Raw genomic sequence first — 23,328 nt, forward strand, 5'->3', positions numbered from 1 at the left:
CTTGTCTTGCGCTTGCATGCCTTAGCTCTCGTTGGCCTTCTGCACCAGACGCCGCGCCAAGGCCTCGGGGAAGATCCCACGCGAGTTGTTGATGAGCGACGAGAGGCTCGCGTCCAGCGCGCTGTCCTCCATCATCCTTACCGTGGCGGCATCGGCGTGCGTATCTCCTGCCTGTCCCTTCGCCACGCGGCGTACGAGTCCTGCGATGTGGCTGGCGAGCGCCGAGGTGCCCTCGAGCTCGACGAGGGTCGACTCCATGGAGTACGTCCCTGGGGCGGGCGCGGCAGCCTCGGGGACGGAGCGTCCCATGAGGGCCTCGAAGGCCTCCTGGCTGGGAAGCCCCTCGGGCTTGGCGTACCAGGTGCCGGGACCCTCCACCTGCCATTCCTCGGCCGTGACGGCATCTCCCGCCACCTCGAGCGTGGCGGTGAGGTCGGTGTCGTGCGCGGAGTGGCCCACGCAGATGTGGTAGGTGCCGCCGGGGATGCGCCATCCCTCCTCGGTCCAGATCGAGAAGGCCTCGCTGTCGAGCGGAATCGTGACGCGCGCGAGCTCGTAGGGGGCAAGTGGTACCTTCGACCAGCCCACGAGCACGCGCGCCGGTCGATAGGGGCCGCCTGTCGGCGGCTCGGCATAGACCTGGACGAGGCAGGAGCCGATGTCGCTGCCGGCGTTCCTCACCGACACGGAGACATGGTCCGTCGTGACCTCGAGGTCGGACATGACGAAGCTCGTGTATGCGAGGCCATGCCCGAAGGGCCAGCGTACGGCCACGTCAGCCGTCTCGTAGTAGCGATAGCCCACATAGAGGCCCTCGCGATAGCTTGCGGTGCGGTGCGGTTTGCCGAAGCACTCCGAGCTCGGGACGTCCGCGTAGCCCATAGGCCAGCTCTCGGCGAGATGCCCCGAAGGTGATACGTATCCCGAGAGGATGCGATAGAGGGCCTCCCCACCCTCCTGGCCGGGAAGTCCCGCCCAGAGGATGGCGGCCACGTCATCGGCCCAGGGGCATTCGACGGCCGACCCCGAGAAGAGCACGACCACCGTATGGGGGTTCTCGGCGGCGACGGCGGCGAGCATGCGCTCCTGGCCGGCCGGGAGCTTGAGGTCCTCGCGGTCGAACCCCTCGGACTCGAGGCTCGCGGGGACACCCACGCACACGACGCAGACCTCGGCCTTCCGTGCCAGCGTGGCCGCCTCGTCCACCAGCTCGTCCGTGGTGCTCCCGTCCTCGAGGCATCCCCGTGCGAAGTCCCATCGGGGGCTTGCGCCGAGCAGGCTCGAGAGATGCGTCGCGTTGACGTGGCTCGACCCGGACCCCTGGTAGCGGGGGTTCTGGGCCATGTCGCCGAAGAGGGCCACGCGGCATCCCGAGGCAAGTGGGAGGGTCCCGTCGTTCGCGAGCAGCACGCAGGACTGCTCGGCCGCCTCGCGTGCGAGGTCGTCATGTTCCTCTGACGAGAAGGACGCCTGCTCGGGTTGGCTCGGGTCGTGGTGCTCCGCATGGCGGAGCGCCAACGTGATGACACGGCCGGCCGCGCGCTCCACGTCGGACGAGGCTATGGCCCCCGACCTCAGGGCTGCCTTGAGCTGGGACACATGATGCGGGGCAGGTCCCGGCATCGCGAGGTCCAGGCCGGCCTTCAGGGCGGTGACGCGGTCGTGCGTTCCGCCCCAGTCGCTCATGACCAGCCCCTCGAATCCCCACTCGTGGCGGAGGGTCTGGTCGAGCAGCTCGGCGTTGTCGCTCGAGTGGGTGCCGTTGACCAGGTTATACGAGCTCATGAGGCACTCGGGGTGGCTCTCGCGCACCACGATCTCGAACGCGCGCAGGTAGAGCTCATGGAGCGTCCGCTCGTCCAGGACGCTGTCGGACGAGAACCGCTTGTACTCCTGGGAGTTCGCCGCGAAGTGCTTGACGCAGGCGCCCGTCCCCGTGGACTGCAGGCCACGTATCCAGGCCGCACCCATGCGCCCGGCCAGGAGCGGGTCCTCCGAGTAGTACTCGAAGCTCCTGCCGCCCAAGGGGTTGCGCTTGATGTTGACACCGGGCCCCAGCACCACGTCGACGCCCGCGGCACGCGCCTCCTCGCCCACGGCCTCGCCGATGCGGGTCATGAGGGCCTCGTCCCAGGTCGCCGCGCAGGTGGCAGGGGAGGGGAAGCAGGTGGCGGGAATCGAGTCGTTGAGGCCCTTGGAACCCGGGGCCTGATAGCGAAGGCCGCTCGGGCCGTCGGTGAGGATGGCACCGGGGACGCCCGACCGTGGGACGGGCTTGGTGGTCCAGGGGCCTCCGCCTGCCAGGAGCTCGAGTCGGTTGGTCCGACCCATACTGCTCGCGATCTCGGCCGCCTCGGGGCAGATTCCCTGCTCGGAGGCATCGCCTTGCTGTCCTGACTGCGTCTGGGCCATGACGTTTCCCCTCTCGTCGGCGCTTTCCTCCAAGCTTACCAATCGGTGCCGTGCGACGGCTGAACAGCTCCTGACATCACAGGCGCTCCAAGTGTCCCTGGCCTTTCGTGGGCCTCGCTTCTGCGGTAGGCTAGGTGGCGTCGAACACGCAGCGTACGCACAAGGAGACAGACCATGGCCCAGACGCCTGATGACGCCCTACTCAAGCAGCAGATAGACACCTATGTGGACAAGGTCTGGCCGGACGTCGTGGCCGACGTCGCCACGCTCGTCGCCATCCCCTCCGTGGAGGATCCCTCGACCGTCGAGGACGGCAAGCCCTGGGGCGCGGGCCCCAACGCCGCCCTCGTCGCGGCGGAGGGAATCGCCGCACGCCTGGGCCTGGACGTCCATGACTGCGAAGGCCGTCTGGGCTATGCCGACCTTCCCGGCAGGTCGGAGAAGCAGGTCGCGACCATCGCGCACACCGACATCGTCCCTGTGGGCACCGGCTGGCACCAGGACCCCTACACCCTCACGCGCAAGGACGGCTACCTCATCGGGCGCGGCGTGCAGGATGACAAGGGCCCCTGCGTGTTGTCGTTCTATGCAGCCAGGTTCTTCCTTGATGCCGGTGAGGAGCTGCCCTACACGCTACGCTGCATCATCGGCAACAACGAGGAGACGCGCATGGGCGACGTCGACTACTACCTCGAGCGCTATCCGCAGCCCGAGTTCCTCTTCACGCCCGATGCCGACTTCCCTGTCTGCTGCGGCGAGAAGGGCGGCTTCTCGGCGACCATCACGTCCGCCGACCTCACGGGTGGCGTCATCGTCGACTTCGACGGCGGCACCGTGGGCAATGCCATCCCCCGGGTCGCCACCGTGCGCGTGCGCGCTGACGCGTCGACGCTTGCCGCGGCACCTGACATCGACATCGAACCTGCGGGTGAGGGGCTGGCAAAGCTCGTGGCCCATGGTATCGGGGGTCATGCCTCGATGCCCGCCGGCACCAGGAACGCCATCGGCATGCTCGTGGAGTATCTCCTGGCCAACGGCCTGTGCTCGCCAGCCGAGCGTGACTTCCTCGAGCTCGAGCACCTCGTCTTCGCCTCGACGGACGGCTCCACCCTGGGCATAGCGGCCACGGACGACGTCTTCGAGCCCCTGACCTGCATCGGCGGCACCATCCGCACCGAGGGCGGCCACCTCGTGCAGACCATCGACGCGCGCTATCCCAAGTCGACCACCGCTGAGGCGATCGGCAGGCAGGTCACGGCCGTATGCGCCGAGCATGCCTCGACGCTGGCCGTGGACCGCGAGATGGTACCGTTCTACGTCGACCCTGACGGTCGCGAGATACAGACGCTGCTTGCCTGCTGGGAGGAGTACACGGGCCGCACGGGCGCGCCCTTCACCATCGGTGGCGGCACCTACGCACGCCACTTCAGGAACGCCGCGAGCTTCGGCCCGGCTGACGAGGACGAGGTGAAGCCCGACTGGGTCGGCTCCGAGCATGGTCCCGACGAGGGAATCTCTGAGGAGCGCCTACGGCAGTCGCTGAAGATCTACATCCTGGCCATCGCCCGGCTCATGCGCATCGACTTCTGAGGCCGCTGCCTAGCGGTCCGGCTCGGTCTCGATCGAGCGCATGATGTCGACCATCACGTCATCGCCGGTGAGCGCACCCAGCAACGTCGCGAAGTTGCGCGCCACCGGGAAGACCTCGGCATCGGTCGCCGCCTCCGCGCAGGTCACCAATGCGTCGCTGACCTCGCGTGTCGGGGCGAGCGGAATCTCATGGGCCACGAGGACCTTGTCCGTCTCGGTCGTGTCGTCCGTGACCTGCGCGGGCCCGGAGCCCGTGGAGACCTCGAGCGTCCTCAGCTCCATCGCTGCCATGGCCCTGCAGCTCGACGAGAAGCCCAGGCTCTTGCGGTAGCAGGCGCCTGCGGCAAGGATGTTGCCGGCATGCCACTCCATGAAGGCCAGCCGGTAGTAGCCCACCCCGAGGCTCTCGGGGTCGTGCGCCAGCCTGAGCATGTCCATGAGCACGTGGGTCGCCTCGTCCCATTGCTCGAGGTTCTCGTGTGCACGGGCCGCCCTGAGGTAGCCGCGGGCATCGAGGGGTGCCACCTGCATGGCGCGCTCGGCGTGCTCGAGGGCCCCCTGTGCATCCTCCTGGAGGATGCACGCGCTCGAGAGGAGCAGGTGCGCCTCGAGGTAGGCGTCTGGCACGAGGTTGACCTGCTCTCCCTCCTTCGCGAGGAGCTTGTTGTAGAGGGCGCGCGACACGTAGCTCGAGAAGTAGCGCCAGGTGGTGGTGCCGTCGTCCTCGTAGAGGCCGAAGGAGTCGATCGGGTCGAGCGCGTCGGCGAGGAGGCGCGAGGCCGTGCTGGCATCATGGGCCTCGAGCAGGTCGCTCGCGCGCTCGATGGCATGCGAGAGCTCGTCGCCGCTCACGAACTCGCGCTCGACGTCGAGGGCGTCGTGCTCGTCCAAGGTCCCGTCGATGAGGCCTGTCACGGTGCGTCGCGCCGCATACGCGACCGTAGGGTCGGGGTCTCCCTGTGTGAGGTCGAGGATCATGCGGACGTTCTTCTCGGTGGACTCGGAAAGGTTGCGAGCGATGGCATCCGCCATGTGCTCGCGACGGGCCTCCTCGTGTATCGCGAGGTCAGAGACGCGGTCAGCGTGGAGTACCTCAGCCGGCATGCCGGTCAGGCGGCGGTCCGACAGGTCGACCGACTCGTAGCGGCGGGCCGGGCAGAAGCGCTCGTCGTCGAGCGAGAAGCCTTGGACGATGGGGGTGAGCACGCCTCCGACCAGGTCTACCGTGGCGTCGAACGAGGCGTAGGCGGCCTGTGGGTCTGCGAGGTCTCCGAGGTCGATACGACGGAAACGCCTCCGGTCGAAGCATACGGAGTAGTAGCAGCGGTGCGTCGACCCGTTGTCGAGGATTCCGGCCACATGGACGGTGTCGACGCGCTCGGAGCAGCGGAAGGCATGGGCGGCCACGAGGATGCCGACCCGGAGGGCATAGTCGCTCGCGAGCTGGCGGCGCATGGTGGAGGTGGTGGGGATGACGCGGCCGAGCTCGCCTGACCAGACGCTGGTGGGGAAGGCCTCGGCAGGGGTGACGTCGACCTCGAACGCCGCGCGTCGCTCGGCCACGTTCAGGCGGAAGTCCGTCGCGAGGCGGTAGGGGAGGCGGAACGACTCGACGCCCACGGCGAGCGCCTGGCGGACGCTCCACTCGCCGAGCTGGTTGACCTCGGGCGGCCTGCCGATGGGGGAGTCCTCGGGAGGGAGCTGGGCGGTGACCGACGACTCGATGCGCGCCGCGACCTCGTAGCACTCCTCTATGCTGGCGTGTGCCGGGTCATCTACGCAGAGTGCGGCGAAGAGGGTCGCGTTGAGGGCGGCCTCGATCGAGACCACGCGGACCTTCGCGAGGTAGGGAAACGACTCCTCCTCGATGCGGAGGTAGAACAGGCCACTCCGATGGGGACGCACCACGTCGATGGCGGGAAGGTCGACGTCCTTCGAGAAGAGGCCGGCCTCCTCGAGCGTCCGCGCGAGATAGCTCTCGAGTCCGCAGGGCGCGAGCTCGGGGACCTCGGGGTGGGCCGTGAGGCCGGAGGCATGGGCCTCGCGCGTGCGGATGTCACCGACGACGAGCTTGAGGTCGGCGATGGGGTCCGCCGAGTCGAGGAGCTGGGACGAGAGCGCGTCGAGGTCGAACCTCGAGGTGGCGGGGGCGGCTGGCTGCTGCGTCTGCCGGGGTGCCAGCCCCTGGGTCTGCGCGCCGGCTGCTGGTTCGGGCGCTGCGGGCGACGTGGGTGCGGCAGGCGCCGCGGCGTCGGCGTGGCGTGCGGCCTGCGTGGCGGCGAGCGTCGACGAGGGGGGCACGGGCAGGCCCGTATCGGCGTGGGGACCTACCGGCTTGCCGATCCTTCTCGCCAATGCCGTGGCGAGCGCCCAGACCGCGAGCGGGCAGCCGACGAGCATGAGGAAGAGGCCCACGGACGTCGGTGCCCCTACGGCCGCGTCGACGAGGAGGAGTGCCGCCGAGAGGAGCACGCACAGGAGGGCCGAGCAGGCCAGGTGGAGGGCGTGGCGGTGCGGGGAGACGCCGCAGGGGGAAGCCTCGCCGTCTGCGGCGGGGTGCTGCTCCGTGCCTGCGGGCATGTCGTTCTTCTCGGCGTCGTCCATGCTTCCTCCTCCCATCGGCCCTTGGCTCGTGTGGGAGCCGCTGCCTTCTACCTACCCATGATACGACGCCATCATGACCGATGGATGACAGGTGGCTTGTGGGGGCCGCGTGCTGGAGTGGGTGCGGCAGGCCACCTGCGTTGCTGCCTGCCTTGTGGCGTGCGGCCTGAGGTAGCCTCTTCGCCTGAGCCGCGGCGATGGCTCCGACTTGTTACACAACCCCACGTCCTCGGCAGGATTCCTGCGAACAGGCGGGGTTGTGTGACGGATTCCTGCCGAATGCGGCCACTTGTGTAACAGGGTGGGTCCGGGCGCGTCGAATATGTCTGGCCAACCATCCTGGTGCGTCACGTGAGACACCTGCTGTCGCGCGTGTCATACTGCACGCGACCTACCTCCTACAGGTCTCAGTACGTTGCGTGTGGCAGGGTGCCGTCTCGGTGTCGATGCCAATGGCCTTGCATTGCCAACCTCCTGCCGAGAAGCACCTCTCCGCTCTCGCGGCGCATGATAGCGTGTGCCCATGACCATCTTCTTTGGATATCGGACGGGCATCGAGCTTTGGCGTAGGCCGGAGATCTGCTTGCATGCCTCGTTCTCGACGTCGGTCGAGGTCGAGGTCCCCGATGACGTGCCCGAGGGGCCATGGCACATCGCGGGCACGGTATCGACCATCATGGGAGATACCATCAACAGGCTCGAACGTCCTTGGGACCTCATCACCTCCAAGAGACATCGCCCCTCTTCAGAGGGCGATGTCACCTGGCATCTGTGCACCGTGAGGCTCCCACCGGGTAGCGGTAGCAAACTTGATGATGACGTCTTCCTCTCTACTCCCGAGTTCTGCCTCCTTCAGATGGCCGAGGTGCTTTCGTTGCCAGCTCTCGTCGAACTCATGGACGAGTTCTGTGGCACCTATCGACCTCGCATGGCTGACGAGCCCCATGACGGCGAGAAGGACACGCTCGTCCAGCGCGACCCCCTTACTTCCCGTGCCCGAATCGCGGATTTCCTTGACTCGTGTCCCGGGCTGAGAGGCAACCGCCGCGCGCGGCAGGCCCTCGCCCATGTTGTCGACGGGTCTGCCTCGCCCAAGGAGGCCCAAGCTGAGATGCTCTTCTCACTGCCGAGGTCCTGGGGCGGCAGAGGCCTCCCAAGGCCTGTGATGAACGCGCGCTTCCCCGTACCCGGCCACCTGAGGCGGCCGGGTGATAGCGCATATGTCGTCTGTGACATCTGCTGGCCTGTGAGGCTTGGTGGCTCGGTGCTCTATGTCGCCGTCGAGTATCAATCGACTGCATGGCACGTGGGGGCGGAGAAGCTTGCGGCCGACTCGCGCCGTCGCAACCTGCTCGAGAGCATGGGGGTCCATGTCATAACGCTCACGGCGGCAGAGCTCTATTCGCAGGAGGGGTTTGACAGGGTTGCCGACCTGGTGTTCTCGGCAATCGGCCTGCGCGATCGCTCGACGGTGCCACCTGAGGTCCGTGCCGCCCAGGCGGCCGAGCTGAGGGAGGAGCTTCTCCATCGGGCGACGGCTGAAGGCGAGCGGCCTAGTCCGCAGATGTGACGTCCCTTGCTGCCACACGATTGCTGGAGGCAGCGGAGGCATGCCTATGGATGCGCGGACGTGGCTGGCACGACTCTCACATGCCACGAGGCCCTTGGGGCATGTCTTAGGACGCGCGGCTCCGACTTGTTACACAACCCCACGTCCTCGGCAGGATTCCTGCGAACAGGCGGGGTTGTGTGACGGATTCCTGCCGAATGCGGCCACTTGTGTAACAGGGTGGGTCCGGGCGCGTCCCTCCTCTCCTGGCAGGCTGGCCAGTGCGGTCAGTGACATCCCGCATCGGCGCATGCATGCCCTTGCGGACCCTTGCGCGTCCCGTCCTTCTCGCTATACTCAGATGTGAACATATGAACAGATGCTCATATACACATCGAGAGGAACGACATGACCCCTGACGCCGTATCCACCAGAAGCTCAGCCCCCAGTGGCTCCACCGCTCCCGCCGCCTGCACCCCTGCGCTCGATGCCTCGGCCCTCGCCTCGGCGCTGGCTGACGACTCGGTGGTCTACGCCGCGACACAGATCTTCGACGCCCTCTCCGACTACACGCGCTTCCAGATCCTGGCGGCCCTCGCACAGGGCCCGTGCTGCGTGGCTGACCTCACTGACGTGTGCCACGTGTCGCAGTCGGCCATCTCGCACCAGCTCAGGCTCCTGCGCGATCGGGGCCTCGTGGCCGTCCGTCGCGACGGGCAGCGTCAGGTCTACTCGTTGGACGACGACCACGTGGCACTTCTCATCCAGCTGGGCCTGGCGCACGCCGTCGAGCATCCGGACCCCACGGTCGCACAAGACCCCAGGGAGGCGTGAGCCATGGCACCCCACCCCGCTTCGGCCCCTGTCACCTTCACCTACGAGGTCACCGGCCTCGACTGCCCGGCATGTGCCCTCACCTGCCAGAATGCGGTGCGTAACCTCGAGTGTGTCGAGGCGGCCGAGCTCAACTACGCCACGGCCACCCTCGAGGTCACCAAGAGGCCTGCTGCCGAGCTTGCGCACTGCAAGCGCCATGTGCTCTCGACGGTCCGTTCCTGTGGTGAGGACCTCGTGCTCGATGATGCCGAGAAGCACACGCTCGAGGCCGAGCGCCCCTGGGCGGTCGAGCATCGTGAGGAGCTGCTCGTCGGCTGCTCGGGTGCCTTCGTGGCCGCCGGCCTCGTGTGCGGGCATGTCACGGGACTCGCCGGCGTCTCGACGCCTCTCTATCTGGTCGCGGCCGTGGCGGGCCTCATCTATATCGCGCCACTTGCCGTGGCCTCGCTCAGGCGGCGTTCCTGCGACATGAACGTCCTCATGTTCGTGGCCGTGGTGGGTGCGCTCGCCCTCGGGAGCTATGAGGAGGCGGCCATCGTCATCTTCCTCGACCAGGTGGGGGAGTGGCTCGAGGGGTGGTCCATGCGCAAGACGCGTGGGTCGATCTCCGAGCTCATGGCATTGGCGCCGGACATGGCGCACCTCATCGGCGAGGACGGTACGGTGGCTGACGTCGATGCCGATGACGTCAGGGAGGGCTCGCGCATCCGCATCCTCGCCGGCGAGCGCGTACCGCTCGACGGCCGCATCGTGGATGGTGCCTCGAGCTTCGACGAGGCCGCCATCACGGGGGAGTCGGTCCCTGCCGACAAGGGCGTCGGTGCCGAAGTCTTCGCGGGCACGCTCAACACGTCGGGGGTCGTCGAGGTCGAGGCCACGGCCGAGGCCGACGAGTCCACCCTCTCGAGGATCGTCACGATGGTGCAGGGTGCCCAGGCCGAGAAGGCCCCCTACGAGGCCTTCGTGGACCGCTTCGCCGCCGTGTACACGCCTGCGGTGGTGGCCGCCGCTGCCGTGATCGCCCTCGTGGTGCCCCTGACCATCGGCCTTGTCACGGGCTTCGACACCGTCGCCTGGCGCGACTGGGTCTATCGCGCGCTCACGATGCTCGTCATCGCCTGCCCCTGCGCCCTGGTGATCTCCACGCCGGTCTCGTTCGTCTCGGCCATCACGCGCGCGGCACGCATGGGCGTGCTCGTGAAGGGCGGGGCCTACTTCGACATCGCCTGCAAGGTGGGGGCCATCACCTTCGACAAGACCGGCACGCTGACCACGGGGTCGCCGGCCGTGAGCGACGTCATCTGCCTCGACGCTGCTGAGAGGGACGAGGTGCTCGCGACCGCGGCCGCACTCGAGGCAGGCTCCACCCACCCGCTGGCGCGAGCGGTCGTCGCGGCCTCCCCGTCGAACGGCGTAGCCGCCTCGGTCGCCTCGATATGTGAGGTCGCCGCCTGCGGCATGCGGGGCATGGTGGAAGGGGAGGCCGCCGTGGTGGGCAAGCCCGCCTTCGTGGCCGATGAGGTTCGTCAGGCCGGGGGCCAGGTCCCCGCCTCCCTTGTCGCTGCGGTCGACGAGGTGACCTCCAAGGGGGCCTCGGCCCTCGCGGTGTCTTGCGGGAGCCGTGTGCTGGGCGTCATCGGCGTGGCTGACACGCTGCGGCCCAGCACGCCCGCCGCCATCGCGCGGCTGCGCGACCACGACCATATCCCCTCCCTCGAGATGCTCACCGGCGACAACGCACGGGCCGCCGTGGCCATGGGCGAGGTCGCCGGCGTGACGCATGTCTCGGCCGAGCTGCTGCCTGACGGCAAGGTTGAGCGCATCCGTGCGCTGCAGGCGGAAGGGTCGGTCGTGGCACATGTGGGCGACGGCGTGAACGATGCCCCGGCCCTCGCCGCGGCGGACCTCGGCATCACGATGGGTGCGGCGAGCTCGGACACCGCCCTCGAGGTGGCCGACGTGGCGCTGCTCTCGGGCGACCTCGCCGAGCTTCCGTCCTTCTTCGAGCTGGCGCGCCGCACCATGAACGTGGTGCGCGAGAACGTGGTCTTCGCCATCGGCGTGAAGGCCGTCATCATGGTGCTCGCCATCATGGGCGTGGTCGGCATGGGTGCGGCGGTCTTCGCGGACACGGGTGTGGCCCTCATCGTGATCGTGAACGGCATGCGCCTCATGACGGGCGCCGACACGCGCTGGTAGGGTCGGTCACACCCGCTGTCGGTAGGTCGGTCCCTCTCGGCTGCTATCCTGTCTCCTTGGACACATCGAGATGGGGAGTGGTCACGACGGCAGGGAACGGCACGGGACAGGCGGACATCACGCGCGCGACGGCGAACATGGCCGCCCACCATCGGCGCATCGCATGGCATGAGGCCGCCACGGCCGGGGACGAGCCGGCCAGCTCGGCACCCCTTGCCGACAAGGCCGACCTCGTGGGCCGCGTGGGGCTGATGCTCCTGGCGGCCGGGACCGGTGCCTGGCGCGTGCGCGAGGCGATGAACCGGATGAGTGACGTTCTGGGTGTGACCTGCGTGGCCGACGTGGGCCTCACGAGCATCTCGGCCTCCGTCAGGGATGGCGACGAGCTCACCAACGTGGTGCTCTCGCTTCCCAGCAGCGGTGTCAACACCGAGAGGATCTGGCTGCTCGAACGGGCCGTGGCCGACCTCGAGGCGTCAGGTGCCGACCTCACCGTGCATGAGTGGCACGACAAGCTCGACCGCATCGAGCGGGTCCCGGGCAGGTACGCCCCCTGGGCGGCGGGGCTCGCCTCGGCGTTCGCCTGCGGCGCCTTCGTGTTCCTGCTGGGCGGTGGCCCCATAGAGATGCTCTGCGCCTTCGTGGGCGCCGGCATCGGCAACTGGCTGCGCCGCCTCATGCTCGACCGCCACATCAACCAGTTCTGCGCCATAGGCGGCTCGGTCGCCTGTGCGTGCCTGGCCTATCTCGCGGTGCTCAACCTGCTCCCGCTCGTGGGCGTGGCGGACGCCGCCAGCCACGAGGTCGGCTACATCGGCGCCATGCTCTTCGTGATTCCCGGCTTCCCGCTCATCACGAGCGGGCTCGACCTCATGAAGCTCGACCTCAGGAGTGGTATCGAGCGGCTCGTCTATGCGGTCGCCGTCATCTTCGTGGCGACGCTCGTGGCATGGCTCGTGGCCTCGTTCGTGGCACTCACCCCTGGCGACTTCGAGAAGATGGGGCTGACGCCGCTCGCCTACTGCCTCCTGCGTCTGGTGGCCTCGTTCGTGGGGGTCTACGGCTTCTCGGTGATGTTCAACAGCCCCCCGCGCATGGCTGCCACGGCAGGCCTCATCGGCATGGTGGCGAACACCCTGCGTCTCGAGCTCGTGAGCCTGGCGGGGACGCCTCCCGAGGCCGCTGCCTTCGCAGGTGCGCTCACGGCAGGGCTCCTGGCGAGCGCGGTCTGTCGCAGGGTGGGCTTCCCCAGGATCTCGCTCACGGTGCCGTCGATTGTGATCATGGTACCTGGCCTCTACATGTACAAGGCCATCTACTACATGGGCATCTTCGACGCTGCCAACATGACGGCCTGGCTCGCCCGTGCCGTGATCATCGTGGCGTTCCTGCCGCTGGGCCTGGGGCTCGCCCGTGCCCTCACCGACACCCGTTGGCGTCACTGCAGCTAGGCCAAGGGGAGCGACGGGGATGGATGGCCGATGGACGCGCCTATCCCTCGTCGATGACGCACTCGTAGCCGGCATCGGCCACGGCAGCGCGGATGGCGGCCACGTCGAGGCCGGGGTCGCATTCGATGGTGGCCGTGCCGCCCTCGAGGTCGACCGAGACGGACGACACGCCTTCGAGCCCCTCGAGGGCCTCGGTGACATGAGCCTTGCAGTGGTCGCACATCATTCCCTGTACCTCGAACGTCCGCTTCATCTTTGTTCCCCTCTCGTCGTGTGGCACGGTCTGGTTGATACCCGTATCGGGGGTCCTCTCACACGGGGCGGTGCCGGTGGTCTCGCCATGGCTCATCGTCGGCTTCCAGGTGCGCAGGCGCAAGGCGTTGGTGACGACGAAGATCGAGCTCAGACTCATGGCGGCAGCGGCGAGCATGGGCGAGAGCGTGAGGCCTGCCCATGAGAGGGCCCCTGCGGCCACGGGGATGCAGATGGTGTTGTAGGCCAGCGCCCAGAACAGGTTCTGCCGGATGGTGCGCATGGTCGCGCGACCCAGCTGCAACGAGGCCACGGCATCGGCGAGGTCGGAGTGCACGAGCACGACGTCGGCCGACGAGATCGCGATGTCGGTGCCGGCGCCTATCGCGATGCCCACGTCGGCGCGGGCCAGCGCCGGGGCGTCGTTGACGCCGTCACCCACCATGGCGACCACGGCCCCCGCTGCCTGACGCGAGCGCACCTGGGCCTCCTTGTCGGCGGGAAGCACCCCTGCCTCGAATGACGCTATGCCGGTGGTGCGGGCGACGGCTGCGGCCGTGACCTCGGCATCGCCGGTGAGCATCGTGGTCGTGACGCCCATGCGGGCAAGCTCTGCCACGGCGGCGGCGCTCGACGGCTTGATGACGTCAGAGATCGAGAGGAGCCCCAGTGCCTTGCCGCCGGCCGCCACGTAGAGCGTGGTCGCCCCGGAGGCAGCCCTGCTCTCGGCTGACGCCTCGAGGGCGTCCACGCCCACGCCGTGCTGGACCATGAGACGCCTGTTGCCGACGAGGCAGCGGGCACCGTCCACGCTGCCGATGACGCCGCCTCCTGCGACCTGCGAGAACCCCGTCACGTCACCTGATGGCACCATGCCTACCGCTCCCTCGCAGACGGCACGTGCCAGGGGGTGCTCGCTCCTGGCCTCCAGCGAGACGGCGCAGGCGAGGACCTCGTCGCGGGTGACGTCCGGGGCACAGGTCACGTCCACGAGGCGGGGCCTGCCCTCGGTCAAGGTACCCGTCTTGTCGAGAAGCACGGTGTCGACCTTGGCGCTCGTCTCGAGGGCCTCTGCCGACTTCACGAGGATGCCCAGGCGGGCCCCACGTCCCGTGCCGACCATGACGGCACAGGGCGTGGCAAGTCCCAGGGCACAGGGGCACGAGATGACGAGCACCGAAATGGCATGCGTGAGGGCGACGGAGATGCCGGCGTCGGCGGCGAGCCAGGCCACGAGCGTCGCGAGCGACACGCCGATGACGACAGGCACGAAGATGCCGCTCACGCGGTCTGCCACGCGCTCGATCGGGGCCTTGGTGGAGGTGGCCTCGTCCACGAGCCGGATGATCCCGGCCAAGGTCGTGGCCTCGCCTACGCGGGTGGCCGTGAGGCAGGCCCAGCCGCTCGAGACGATGGTGCCACCGGTGAGCTCGTCGCCGACGCCCTTGTCGACAGGGATCGGCTCTCCCGTGATGGCACTCTCGTCGAGCGTGGCTGCCCCCTCGCTCACGCGTCCGTCCACGGGCACGTGCTCGCCCGTGCGCACGACCACCATGTCTCCGACCTGCACCTGCTCGACCGGCACGACCTGCTCCGCGTTCCCATGGCGCACGCGCGCCGTCCTGGGTGAGAGGGCCATGAGCCCGGCGAGGGCGTCGGTCGTGTGACCCTTGGCATGTGCCTCGAAGTACTTGCCGAGGGTGATGAGGGTGAGGATCATGCCGGCCGAGTCGAGGTAGAGGTCCTGGGAGGCAGCGTCGAGTGCGGAGGCGTCCCCCGCGGTCGCTGCCGCGGCCATGCGGTAGAGCGCGGCGATGCCATAGGCGATCGAGGCCGTGGCGCCCAGGGCTATGAGCGAGTCCATGGTGGGGGCACGATGCACGAGTGCCCTGAAGCCTCCGGAGAAGTACGAGCGGTTCTCGACCACGATGGGTGCCAGGAGCAGGAGCTCGGTGAGGGCGCGGGGGAGGAGACCTGCATGCCCGGCGAGCGGTGCCGGGACGGGCCAGCCCCACATGGGTCCCATGGCGAGGTAGAAGAGGGGAACGCAGAAGGCGACCGAGGCGATGAGACGCCGACGCATGGCAGCCTCGGCCCTCGCTGCGGGCGACTCGACCGATGCCGACCTTCCCTGGGCGGGGACCTCGGCATCACGGTGGGGTGATGCCTCGTAGCCTGCCGCATGCACGGCGCGCTCGACGGCGGACGAGACGTCTGCCGGGTCCGCGCCCTGCCCCAGCGTGACCTCCATCGAGTTCTTGAGCAGGTTCACGGTCGCGTCACCGACGCCTGCGACGCCTGCGGCCGCCTTCTGGACATGGGCCGAGCAGGAGGCGCAGGTCATTCCTGTGACATCGAAGCCGAGGGTGGCCGGGGACGGGTCGGTGCCGCTGCTCATGAGAACCTCCTGATGAGGTCCATGACCTCGTCGACCACGTCGACGTTCCCTGCCTGGACCTGCTCGACCACGCAGGTCTCGAGGTGGTCCTGGAGCACGGTCGCCGAGACGGACCTCACGGCCTTCTCGACGGCGGCGAGCTGGGTGAGCACGTCCGCGCAGTAGCGGTCGTCTTCGATCATGGCCTCGATGCCCGCGACCTGTCCCGAGATGCGGTGGAGACGACAGGCGAGGTCGTGCTTGAGGTCATCGGTGCGCGGCGTCGCCTTGTGCTGGCAGGTGCAGGCACCCGTCGTGGCCCTGTGCGTGGATGCCGTCTGGCCGGTGGGCATGGTGGTCCCCTCTCTGATGCTCGTGTGGGACCAATCATATACCCCCATGGGGTATATGTCATACAGGTTGCGGGCCATTCGAGAAGGACGCCGTGCTAGAGTCTGTTCAGGTTATGTTCTGGCTCCATCAGCTGGAAGGGGTCCCGTGGCTGCTGCAGGCGCTGGGGGAGTAGGCCAGTCGGCTGGACGGACACCCGTCCCGCGCACCCCTCCGCATGCCTCGCGCCCTGCCTCAGATGTCGTTGCCTCTCCCCGGCGCTCCCATCGCAACCCCTCCATCGAGGGGCTCCGTGCGGTCGCCATCGTCTCGATAGTCCTCTATCACCTGGGGACCACCTGGCTGCCCAGCGGGCACATGGGCGTCGTCATCTTCTTCGTCCTCACGGGATACCTCGTGAGCTGCTCGCTCATGAGGGAGCATGCCCGTACGGGTGCGGTCGCGCCGGCGCGCTTCTGGCTTCGTCGGCTCAGGCGCGTCTGGCCGGCGATGGCGGTCATGGTCGTCGTCGTGTGCGCCCTCTGCGTCCTGCTCGACCATGTGCTGCTCACCAAGATGCGGCCCGACATCATCCCATCGTTGGCATTCGCCTCGAACTGGAGCTACATCGTTCGCGGCGTCTCGTACTTCCAGCAGATCGGGGGCCCCTCGCCGCTCACGCACCTGTGGTTCCTGGGGGTCTCCGAGCAGCTCTGCCTGGTCTGGCCGCTCGTGATGCTGCTCGTGCTCAGGCACGGTGGGGCCCACGTCTGGGCGCGTCGCGCGTGCCTCGCGGGCGCGGTGGCGAGCGCGCTGCTGATGGCGGTGCTCTATGACCCCGCGGCCGACTCGAGTCGCGTCTACTATGGCACGGACACGAGGGCCTTCGCCTTCCTGCTGGGGGCATGGCTCGCCTTCGCCTGGCCCGTGGGCGGCCGTCCTCGGGTGAGGGTCCCCTCGCAGCGGGTGGTCGGCGCATGCGGGGCGGCTGCGGCCACGGCCCTGGTGGCCATGATGGTGCTCGTGCCGAGCACCTCGGATGCGCTCTATCGCGGGGGGATGCTGCTGGTGGCGGCGCTCACCGTCGTGCTCCTGGCCGCGCTCCAGGTGCCGGGCTCGGCGATGGCACGTGTCCTCTCCGCACGGCCGCTCGCCTGGCTCGGGTCGCGCTCGTTCGGGATCTACCTCTGGCATTATCCCATCATCCAGCTGCTGGGTGCTGGTACCACCGAGGCGCCCTGGTGGCTCAAGGCCCTCGCCGTGGCCCTCTCGGTCGGGGCGGCCGAGCTCTCCTGGCGCCTCGTGGAGCGTCCCTTCGCCGAGGGGAGGCCGGCTGCCTTCCTGAGGTCCCTGCGCACGGCCGACCGCCCGACCCGTCGTGCGGCCATCCTGTCGCACAAGGCGGTCCTCTCGGCATGCGTCATCGTGCTCGGCATCGCGCTGGTGGGCTGTGCCGTCGTCCCTGACGAGACGCTCGTACCTGCCGATGCCATCAAGAGCACCGGGGTCGATGCGGCAAGCGCCATGAACGCGGAACAGCGTGCCGCCGCGCGAGCCAGCGTGACGGCGACCACGTCCACGGCTTCGTCAGCGGTGAGCCAGCAGGCGCTCTCGGAGGTGGAGTCGGCCGATCTCTCGACCACCCTCCTCGGGACGCTCCACGCCTCGAGCGACGAGACCATACGCGGCCAGTCCGACCCGCTCGTGGTGGCCGACTCCATCATGGGCGACGCGCAGGATGCCTTCGAACAGGCATTCCCCGACGGGCTCCTCGACTCCTACGTGGGACGCCGGCCCGACCAGGCGCTCGCCGTGCTCGAGGACTACCTCTCGCAGGGCGTCGTCGGGCACGTGGTCGTGCTCTCGTGCTTCTCGAACAACATCGTGACCGACGACGAGCTGCAGCAGATGATCGACGCCTGCGGCACGGACCGTGAGGTCTACCTCGTGAACACCTTCATGCCTGACGAGGAGCAGGACACGATCAACCAGATCCTTGCCGATGCCGCCGCCACCCACGACAACGTGCACCTCGTGGACTGGAACTCCGTGGCCACGGGCCATGACGAGTACCTCTGGGCCGACAAGACCCATCCCAACGAGACGGGCCAGCCCGTCTATATGAACATGCTGCTCAAGGCTATCGCAGGCGACGTGATCGACGCTGGCGGCTCGCTCACGACCCCCACCACCGAGGCCGCGGCGACGGCGGCAGCCGATGGGTCCACGGTCCTCAGGGCCTCGGACGCAGACCGCGTGGCTGGCCACGACTCGCCGCTCCTCATTGGCGATTCCGTCCCGGGTGACCTTGGTGATGCGTTCTACCAGGAGTTCCCCGACGGGCTCACCGACTGCGTGGTGGGGCGGCGGCCCGAGCAGCTCAAGGACGTCTACCAGCAGTACGTCGACCAGGGCGTGGTGGGGGACGTGGTCGTGTTCGCCGGATTCTCGAACACGACGCCGCGTGCCGACACGCTCGAGGACCTCATCGCGGCCGTCGGCTCCGACAAGCAGGTCTACCTGGTGGGGATCGTCGAGCCCTATGGGTTCCAGGACACGGCCAACGCGAACCTCTCGGCGGCGGCCGACGCCTACGACAACGTGCACTTCGTCGACTGGGCGTCGGCCTGTGCGGGGCACGAGGCTGACTACCTCTATGACGACCACACGCATCTCACGCCCGACGGCCAGGCGGCCTACCTCTCCATGATCGCGCAGGCGGTGTCAGGCGACCTCGTCAAGGGCTGAGCCATGCCGGTCGAGAAGGACGACCCTGCCCTAGAGCCGATGCACGAACAGGCCGCTCCTGAGCTTGGGCTCGAACCAGGTCGACTTGGGCGGCATGAGCAGGCCCGCGTCTGCCACGGCCATGAGCTCGTCGATCGAGGTCGCGTGCATCGAGAAGGCCACGCCGTCCGTGCCTGCGCGACGCTCGAGCTCGTCGGTGCCGCGGATGCCGCCCACGAAGTCGATGCGGGGGTCGCGCCGGGGGTCCGTGATGCCCAGGATGGGGGAGAGCACGCCTTCCTGCAGCACGCTCGTGTCGAGACGACCAACCGGGTCCGCATCCTCGACCTTGGCGGCCAGTGCCTCGCCGAGCGAGAGCTCGTACCACGAGCCGTCAGTAAGGAGGCCGAAGTGGCCGCGGTCCGCGGGCTCGACCGCGTCCGTCGAGGGCGTGACCTCGAAGCCCGTGTCCTGCACGGCCTCGATGAGCTCGGCAGGCGTGCGGCCGGCACGGTCGGCGACCACACGGTTGTAGGCGAGGACCTCGAGCTGGCTTGCCGGGAACAGGACCGAGAGGAACGTGTCGTAGGGCCGGTCATGGCCAAGGTCGGGGTTGCCTGCCTGCTCGGCGGCCTCGCGCCTGGCAAGGCTCGCCTTCACGGCGCTCGCGGCGCGATGGTGACCGTCGGCGATGTAGGAGCAGGGGAGGGCTGCGAAGGTGAGCTGGATGGCCTCGACGGCCTCGGGACGGGCTATGCGCCAGACGGTGTTGCGCACGCCCTCGTCATCGGTGAAGTCGTAGAGGGGCTCTGCGGCGCTCGCGGCCGACACGATGAGGTCGAGGGCCATGTCATCGCGATACGCCAGGAAGATCGGTCCCGTCTGGGCCGAGAGGGCCTCGATGTGACGGATGCGGTCGGTCTCCTTGGCCTCGACGGTGTTCTCGTGGCGCTTGATGGTGCCATCCAGGTAGTCGTCCACGGCACAGCATGCCACGATGCCCGTCTGAGCATGCCCTGCCATCTCGAGGCGGTAGAGGTAGTAGCATCGCGCGGGGTCGGGAACGTAGGTCCCGTCGGCCAGAGCCGCGTCCATGAGCGAGGCCGCCTTGGCGTAGACGTCGTCGGCATAGGGGTCGTGGTCGGCGCCGAACTGCGTCTCGGGCCGGTCGATGGCCAGGAAGCTGCCGGGGTGCGCCGCCACGTAGGTGGCGGCCTCGGCGCGGTCGAACACGTCATAGGGGGGAGCCGCCACGGTGGCGGCCTTGTCGGGTGCGGGGCGCAGGCAGCTGAACGGTTCGACCTTCATGGGATGCTCCTTAGCTACTTGATCACGCGGACGCGCCACATGCTGGGGATGGCCTTCAGCTGCTCGATGATCTCGGGCTCGAGGTGCTCGTCGGTGTCGAACATCGTGTAGGCGTTGGTGCCGGCGTTCTCGTTGGTCATGCGCTGCACGTTGGCGCTGGCACGGCCCACGACGTCGGTGATCTTGCCGAGCATGCCCGGGACGTTGGCATGGAGGCACGCCACACGGCTGGCGCCACGGCAGGCTCCCATGTCGCAGGCGGGGTAGTTGACGGCGTTGGTGATGTTGCCGTTCTCGAGGTAGTCCTTGAGCTCCTCGATCGCCATGCACGCGCAGTTCTCCTCGGCCTCGCCCGTGCCGGCACCGGCGTGCGGCGTCACCATGGTGTTGGGCATCTGCATGGTCTTGGGCGTGGCGAAGTCGGTCGCGAAGCGCGAGAGCTTGCCGCTCTTGAGCGCGTCTGCCACGGCGTCCTCGTCGATGACGTCCTCACGGGCGTAGTTGAGCAGCACCGCGTCGTCGTTCACGAGGGCGAGCTGCTGGGCCCCGATCATGTGGAGCGTGTCCTCCTTGGCGGGCACGTGGATGGTGAGGTAGTCGCAGTCGCGGCACAGGTCGTCGAGGTCGTTCACGCGATGGACGTCACGTGAGAGCTGCCAGGCATGTTCGACCGAGAGGAACGGGTCATAGCCGTAGACCTCCATGCCGAGCTCGACGGCGGCGCTTGCCACCTTGGAGCCGACGTTGCCGAGGCCGATGATGCCGATGCGACGGCCCTTCACCTCGCGTCCCACGAAGGCCTTCTTGTGCGCCTCGACGCCGGCGCGGATGTCCTCGTCGTCTGCATGGCTGCGGCACCAGCGCATGCCCCCGAGCACGTCGCGCGAGCACATCATGATGAGCCCGATCACGAGCTCCTTGACGGCGTTGGCGTTGGCTCCCGGGGTGTTGAAGACGACGACGCCCGTCTTGGCATACTCCTCGACGGGGATGTTGTTCACGCCCGCGCCGCAGCGTGCGATGGCACGGATGCCGCTGGGCAGCTCGTAGCCGTGCAGGTCGGTCGAGCGCATGAGGATGGCGTCTGCAGCGTCGGCGTCGTCCACGATCTCATAGCCTGCCCCGAGGGTGTCGAGGCCGTTCTTGGTGATGTCGTCGATGATCTTGATCTTGCGCATGGATGGCATGCTCCTTGGATGTGAGGTGAGGGGGAGGGTTACGCATGGGATAGCCGACCAGAAGGCCGGCTAGAAAGATCGCGGGGCGCTCCCGGCGACCTCACCTGCGTGGGCCTGCTCGAACTCGTGCATGTAGGAGACCAGCTTGCGCACGCCCTCCACGGGAACGGCGTTGTAGACGCTCGCGCGCATGCCGCCCGTGAGGCGGTGGCCCTTGGTGCCCTTGAGGCCGCGGGCATCGGCGCCCGCCACGAAGGCGGCGTCGAGCTCGTCGGAGCCGGTACGGAAGCAGACGTTCGAGATCGAGCGGCTCTCGGGGGAGGCCGTGGGACGGAAGAGGTCGCTGGCGTCGAGGGCGTCATAGAGCAGCCCCGCCTTCTCGCGGTTGCGCCTCTCCATGACGGCAAGGCCGCCTTGCTCCTCGACCCAGCGGAAGACCTTGCCTGACAGGTAGATGCCCCAGGTGTTGGGCGTGTTCAGCATGGAGTCCTTGGCAGCCTGGGTGCGGTAGTCGAGGTAGCTGGGACAGATGTCGAGCGCGGGACCGTCGCTCACGAGGTCGTCGCGGACGATGATGACGGTGGTGCCGGCGGGACCGGCGTTCTTCTGGGCACCCGCATAGATGAGGCCGTAGCGGCTCACGTCGAGCGGCATGGAGAGGAAGCAGCTCGAGACGTCGGCCACGAGCGGCACGTCCCCGCAGGCGGGGAGCTCGTTGAACATGGTCCCGAAGATGGTGTTGTTCTGGCAGATGTAGACGTAGTCGAGCGCAGGGTCCACGTTGACGTCGGCCATGGGCGGGATGCGGTCGAAGCCGGTGTCCTCGCTGGAGGCGAGCACGTCGGCCTTGCCGTAGCGCTGGGCCTCCTGCCAGGCCTTGCGCGCGAAGTTGCCCGTCACGAGGTAGCCGGCGTGCTGGGTGCGCATGAGGTTCATCGGGATGCCCGCGAACTCGAGGGTGGCCCCTCCCTGGAGGAACAGCACATGGTAGCCATCGGGGATGGACAGGAGCCTCCTGAGCGTGGCCTCGGCGTCGTCGATGACGGCCTGGAACTCGGGGCTGCGGTGGCTCATCTCGAGGATCGACATGCCGGACCCCTGGTAGTCGAGCAGCTCCGCACCGGCAGATGACAGGACGCTCTCGGGGATGGCGGCTGGACCGGGCAGGAAGGTATAGACGCGCGACATGCAGTTCCTCTCGTCTGCGCGCGGTCATGTCGGCCACGCATTTCAGGTAATGATAGCCGAGGCGGCGCCGCCGTGGGTTTCGGATATGAAACCAGTACAAAGGGGCCTATGCGGCGCAGCTCGTCCCGGAGGCCCGTCATGTGGCATGATGCGAGGCGGAGGTACCGCCTGATGATGACCGAGAAGAACGTCCTGACAGATGCCGCGTCCGGCCTGGCCTCGCGTGGCTGCGTCCTGTTCGACTTCGACGGGACGCTGGCCGACACGCGCTCGGGCATCGTGGCCGTGGCCCGTGAGGTCCTCTCTGACTGGGGCCTCACGTCCGAGGAGATAGGGGATGCCGGTCGCATCGTGGGCCCACCGTTCCCGGGTGCCTTCTCGGAGGTCTATGGCATGTCCGCGGCGGACGCCGCCGAGGTGTGCCGACGCTATCGCAAGGCCTATGCCGAGCTCGGCCCCGAGACCCATCCGCTCTTTCCGGGGATCGCGCACATGCTGTCCGTGCTGGCGGGGTCGGGTCGCCGCCTCGCGGTGACCACGTCGAAGCGCGAGCCGACGGCGCTCGCGATGCTCGCCGACGACGGTGTGCTCGACCTGTTCGAGGTGGTGGTGGGCCAGACCGACCCGGCACGTGCCGACAAGGCCTCGCTCGTGGCCGACACGCTCGTCGCGCTGGGGACGACCTCGGACGACGCCGTCATGGTCGGTGACCGCTTCTATGACGTGGAGGGGGCTCGTGCCAACGGCGTTCCCTGCGTAGGCGCCCTCTTCGGCACCGCCACGCGGTCGGAGCTGGCAGATGCCGGTGCCGTCGCCATCGTCGAGTCTGCCGACGACCTCCTTACGGTCTTGCAAGGTAGTGTTTCCCATCGGGCTTGAGGGGTAGACTGCCTGTAGGTAGAACCTGCACGTATGGGATTCGCACGGGGCCTCAGGCCCCAGTCAGAGGAGGACATGATGGCAGATCTCAACCTTGACCTCACGAGTGGTCTTCGCACGATCTTCCTGGCAGGCGTGGGCGCCATGGCCACGAGTGCCGAGAAGGGCGAGGAGGTCATCTCGGACCTCGTCAAGAAGGGCGAGCTCACGGTCGAGCAGGGCAAGGCCCTGAACCAGGAGCTCACGGTGAAGGCCAAGGCTGCCACCACCGACGCCTCGGACACGCTGCTCCGCTCCAAGCTCGCCACGATGAGCGCGGACGAGCGTGCCGCCTACGTCAAGCATGTGACCGAGGTCGCCGACGACGTGGCCGCAGGTTCCTGCAAGGTCGACGTCGAGGCCGACGAGCCTTCCGAGAAGCCGGCCGAGAAGGCCGAGTAGGCCCGG

At 68.1% G+C, this 23,328-nt stretch carries 15 protein-coding genes; 8 read left to right on the forward strand and 7 right to left on the reverse strand.

Going from position 1 to position 23,328, the window contains the following annotated elements:
• Positions 1-21: 21 nt before the first annotated feature.
• On the reverse strand, positions 22-2,412 hold the full coding sequence (locus tag LKE50_05025; GenBank protein ID MCH3967971.1) for a glycoside hydrolase family 3 C-terminal domain-containing protein: 2,391 nt from the start codon (positions 2,410-2,412) through the stop codon (positions 22-24).
• Between the two features lie 174 nt (positions 2,413-2,586).
• On the opposite strand from LKE50_05025, the gene LKE50_05030 reads away from it, so the two are divergent.
• Entirely contained in the window at positions 2,587-4,002 is a 1,416-nt protein-coding gene (locus tag LKE50_05030; GenBank protein ID MCH3967972.1) for a Sapep family Mn(2+)-dependent dipeptidase, read from the forward strand.
• 9 nt (positions 4,003-4,011) lie between these two features.
• Here LKE50_05030 and LKE50_05035 read toward each other — a convergent pair whose 3' ends face one another.
• Complete coding sequence (locus LKE50_05035) at positions 4,012-6,606, reverse strand: tetratricopeptide repeat protein (GenBank protein MCH3967973.1); 2,595 nt, start codon at positions 6,604-6,606, stop codon at positions 4,012-4,014.
• A gap of 523 nt (positions 6,607-7,129) precedes the next feature.
• On the opposite strand from LKE50_05035, the gene LKE50_05040 reads away from it, so the two are divergent.
• The 4 genes from LKE50_05040 (at position 7,130) to LKE50_05055 (ending at position 12,642) form a co-directional block, all read left to right on the forward strand.
• Complete coding sequence (locus LKE50_05040; protein MCH3967974.1) at positions 7,130-8,176, forward strand: hypothetical protein; 1,047 nt, start codon at positions 7,130-7,132, stop codon at positions 8,174-8,176.
• A 387-nt stretch (positions 8,177-8,563) separates the two neighbouring features.
• Positions 8,564-8,989 (forward strand): metalloregulator ArsR/SmtB family transcription factor, encoded by a 426-nt coding sequence (locus tag LKE50_05045; protein ID MCH3967975.1) that lies wholly within the window; start codon positions 8,564-8,566, stop codon positions 8,987-8,989.
• A 3-nt stretch (positions 8,990-8,992) separates the two neighbouring features.
• Positions 8,993-11,191: a cation-translocating P-type ATPase gene (locus LKE50_05050; GenBank protein ID MCH3967976.1), complete on the forward strand. Its 2,199-nt coding sequence runs from the start codon at positions 8,993-8,995 to the stop codon at positions 11,189-11,191.
• A 77-nt stretch (positions 11,192-11,268) separates the two neighbouring features.
• Positions 11,269-12,642 carry a threonine/serine exporter family protein gene (locus tag LKE50_05055; GenBank protein MCH3967977.1) on the forward strand — a complete coding sequence of 458 codons (1,374 nt, stop codon included), beginning with the start codon at positions 11,269-11,271 and terminating at the stop codon, positions 12,640-12,642.
• 40 nt (positions 12,643-12,682) lie between these two features.
• Here the strand turns inward: LKE50_05055 and LKE50_05060 are convergent, their stop codons facing one another.
• Complete coding sequence (locus LKE50_05060) at positions 12,683-15,292, reverse strand: heavy metal translocating P-type ATPase (GenBank protein ID MCH3967978.1); 2,610 nt, start codon at positions 15,290-15,292, stop codon at positions 12,683-12,685.
• Positions 15,289-15,624, reverse strand: a complete 336-nt coding sequence (locus tag LKE50_05065; GenBank protein MCH3967979.1) for a metal-sensing transcriptional repressor — start codon at positions 15,622-15,624, stop codon at positions 15,289-15,291. Before LKE50_05065 ends, LKE50_05060 begins: the two co-directional genes overlap by 4 nt.
• 145 nt (positions 15,625-15,769) lie before the next feature.
• On the opposite strand from LKE50_05065, the gene LKE50_05070 reads away from it, so the two are divergent.
• Complete coding sequence (locus tag LKE50_05070) at positions 15,770-18,349, forward strand: acyltransferase (protein MCH3967980.1); 2,580 nt, start codon at positions 15,770-15,772, stop codon at positions 18,347-18,349.
• Positions 18,350-18,379: 30 nt separating this feature from the next.
• On the opposite strand, the gene LKE50_05075 is transcribed toward LKE50_05070, so the two are convergent.
• From LKE50_05075 to serC, 3 genes are all read right to left on the reverse strand, one after another.
• Positions 18,380-19,636 (reverse strand): DUF1015 family protein, encoded by a 1,257-nt coding sequence (locus LKE50_05075; protein MCH3967981.1) that lies wholly within the window; start codon positions 19,634-19,636, stop codon positions 18,380-18,382.
• 14 nt (positions 19,637-19,650) lie between these two features.
• A complete protein-coding gene (locus tag LKE50_05080) occupies positions 19,651-20,814 on the reverse strand; it encodes a phosphoglycerate dehydrogenase (protein MCH3967982.1) in 1,164 nt (387 codons plus the stop codon).
• A 69-nt stretch (positions 20,815-20,883) separates the two neighbouring features.
• Positions 20,884-22,002: a 3-phosphoserine/phosphohydroxythreonine transaminase gene (gene serC, locus LKE50_05085; GenBank protein MCH3967983.1), complete on the reverse strand. Its 1,119-nt coding sequence runs from the start codon at positions 22,000-22,002 to the stop codon at positions 20,884-20,886.
• A gap of 171 nt (positions 22,003-22,173) precedes the next feature.
• On the opposite strand from serC, the gene LKE50_05090 reads away from it, so the two are divergent.
• Both LKE50_05090 and LKE50_05095 read left to right on the forward strand, forming a co-directional pair.
• Complete coding sequence (locus tag LKE50_05090) at positions 22,174-22,881, forward strand: HAD hydrolase-like protein (GenBank protein MCH3967984.1); 708 nt, start codon at positions 22,174-22,176, stop codon at positions 22,879-22,881.
• A 78-nt stretch (positions 22,882-22,959) separates the two neighbouring features.
• A complete protein-coding gene (locus tag LKE50_05095; protein ID MCH3967985.1) occupies positions 22,960-23,322 on the forward strand; it encodes a hypothetical protein in 363 nt (120 codons plus the stop codon).
• The last annotated feature ends 6 nt before the right edge of the window (positions 23,323-23,328 follow it).

It is taken from the genome of Atopobiaceae bacterium (genome assembly GCA_022483015.1).
Taxonomy (GTDB): domain Bacteria; phylum Actinomycetota; class Coriobacteriia; order Coriobacteriales; family Atopobiaceae; genus JALCUE01.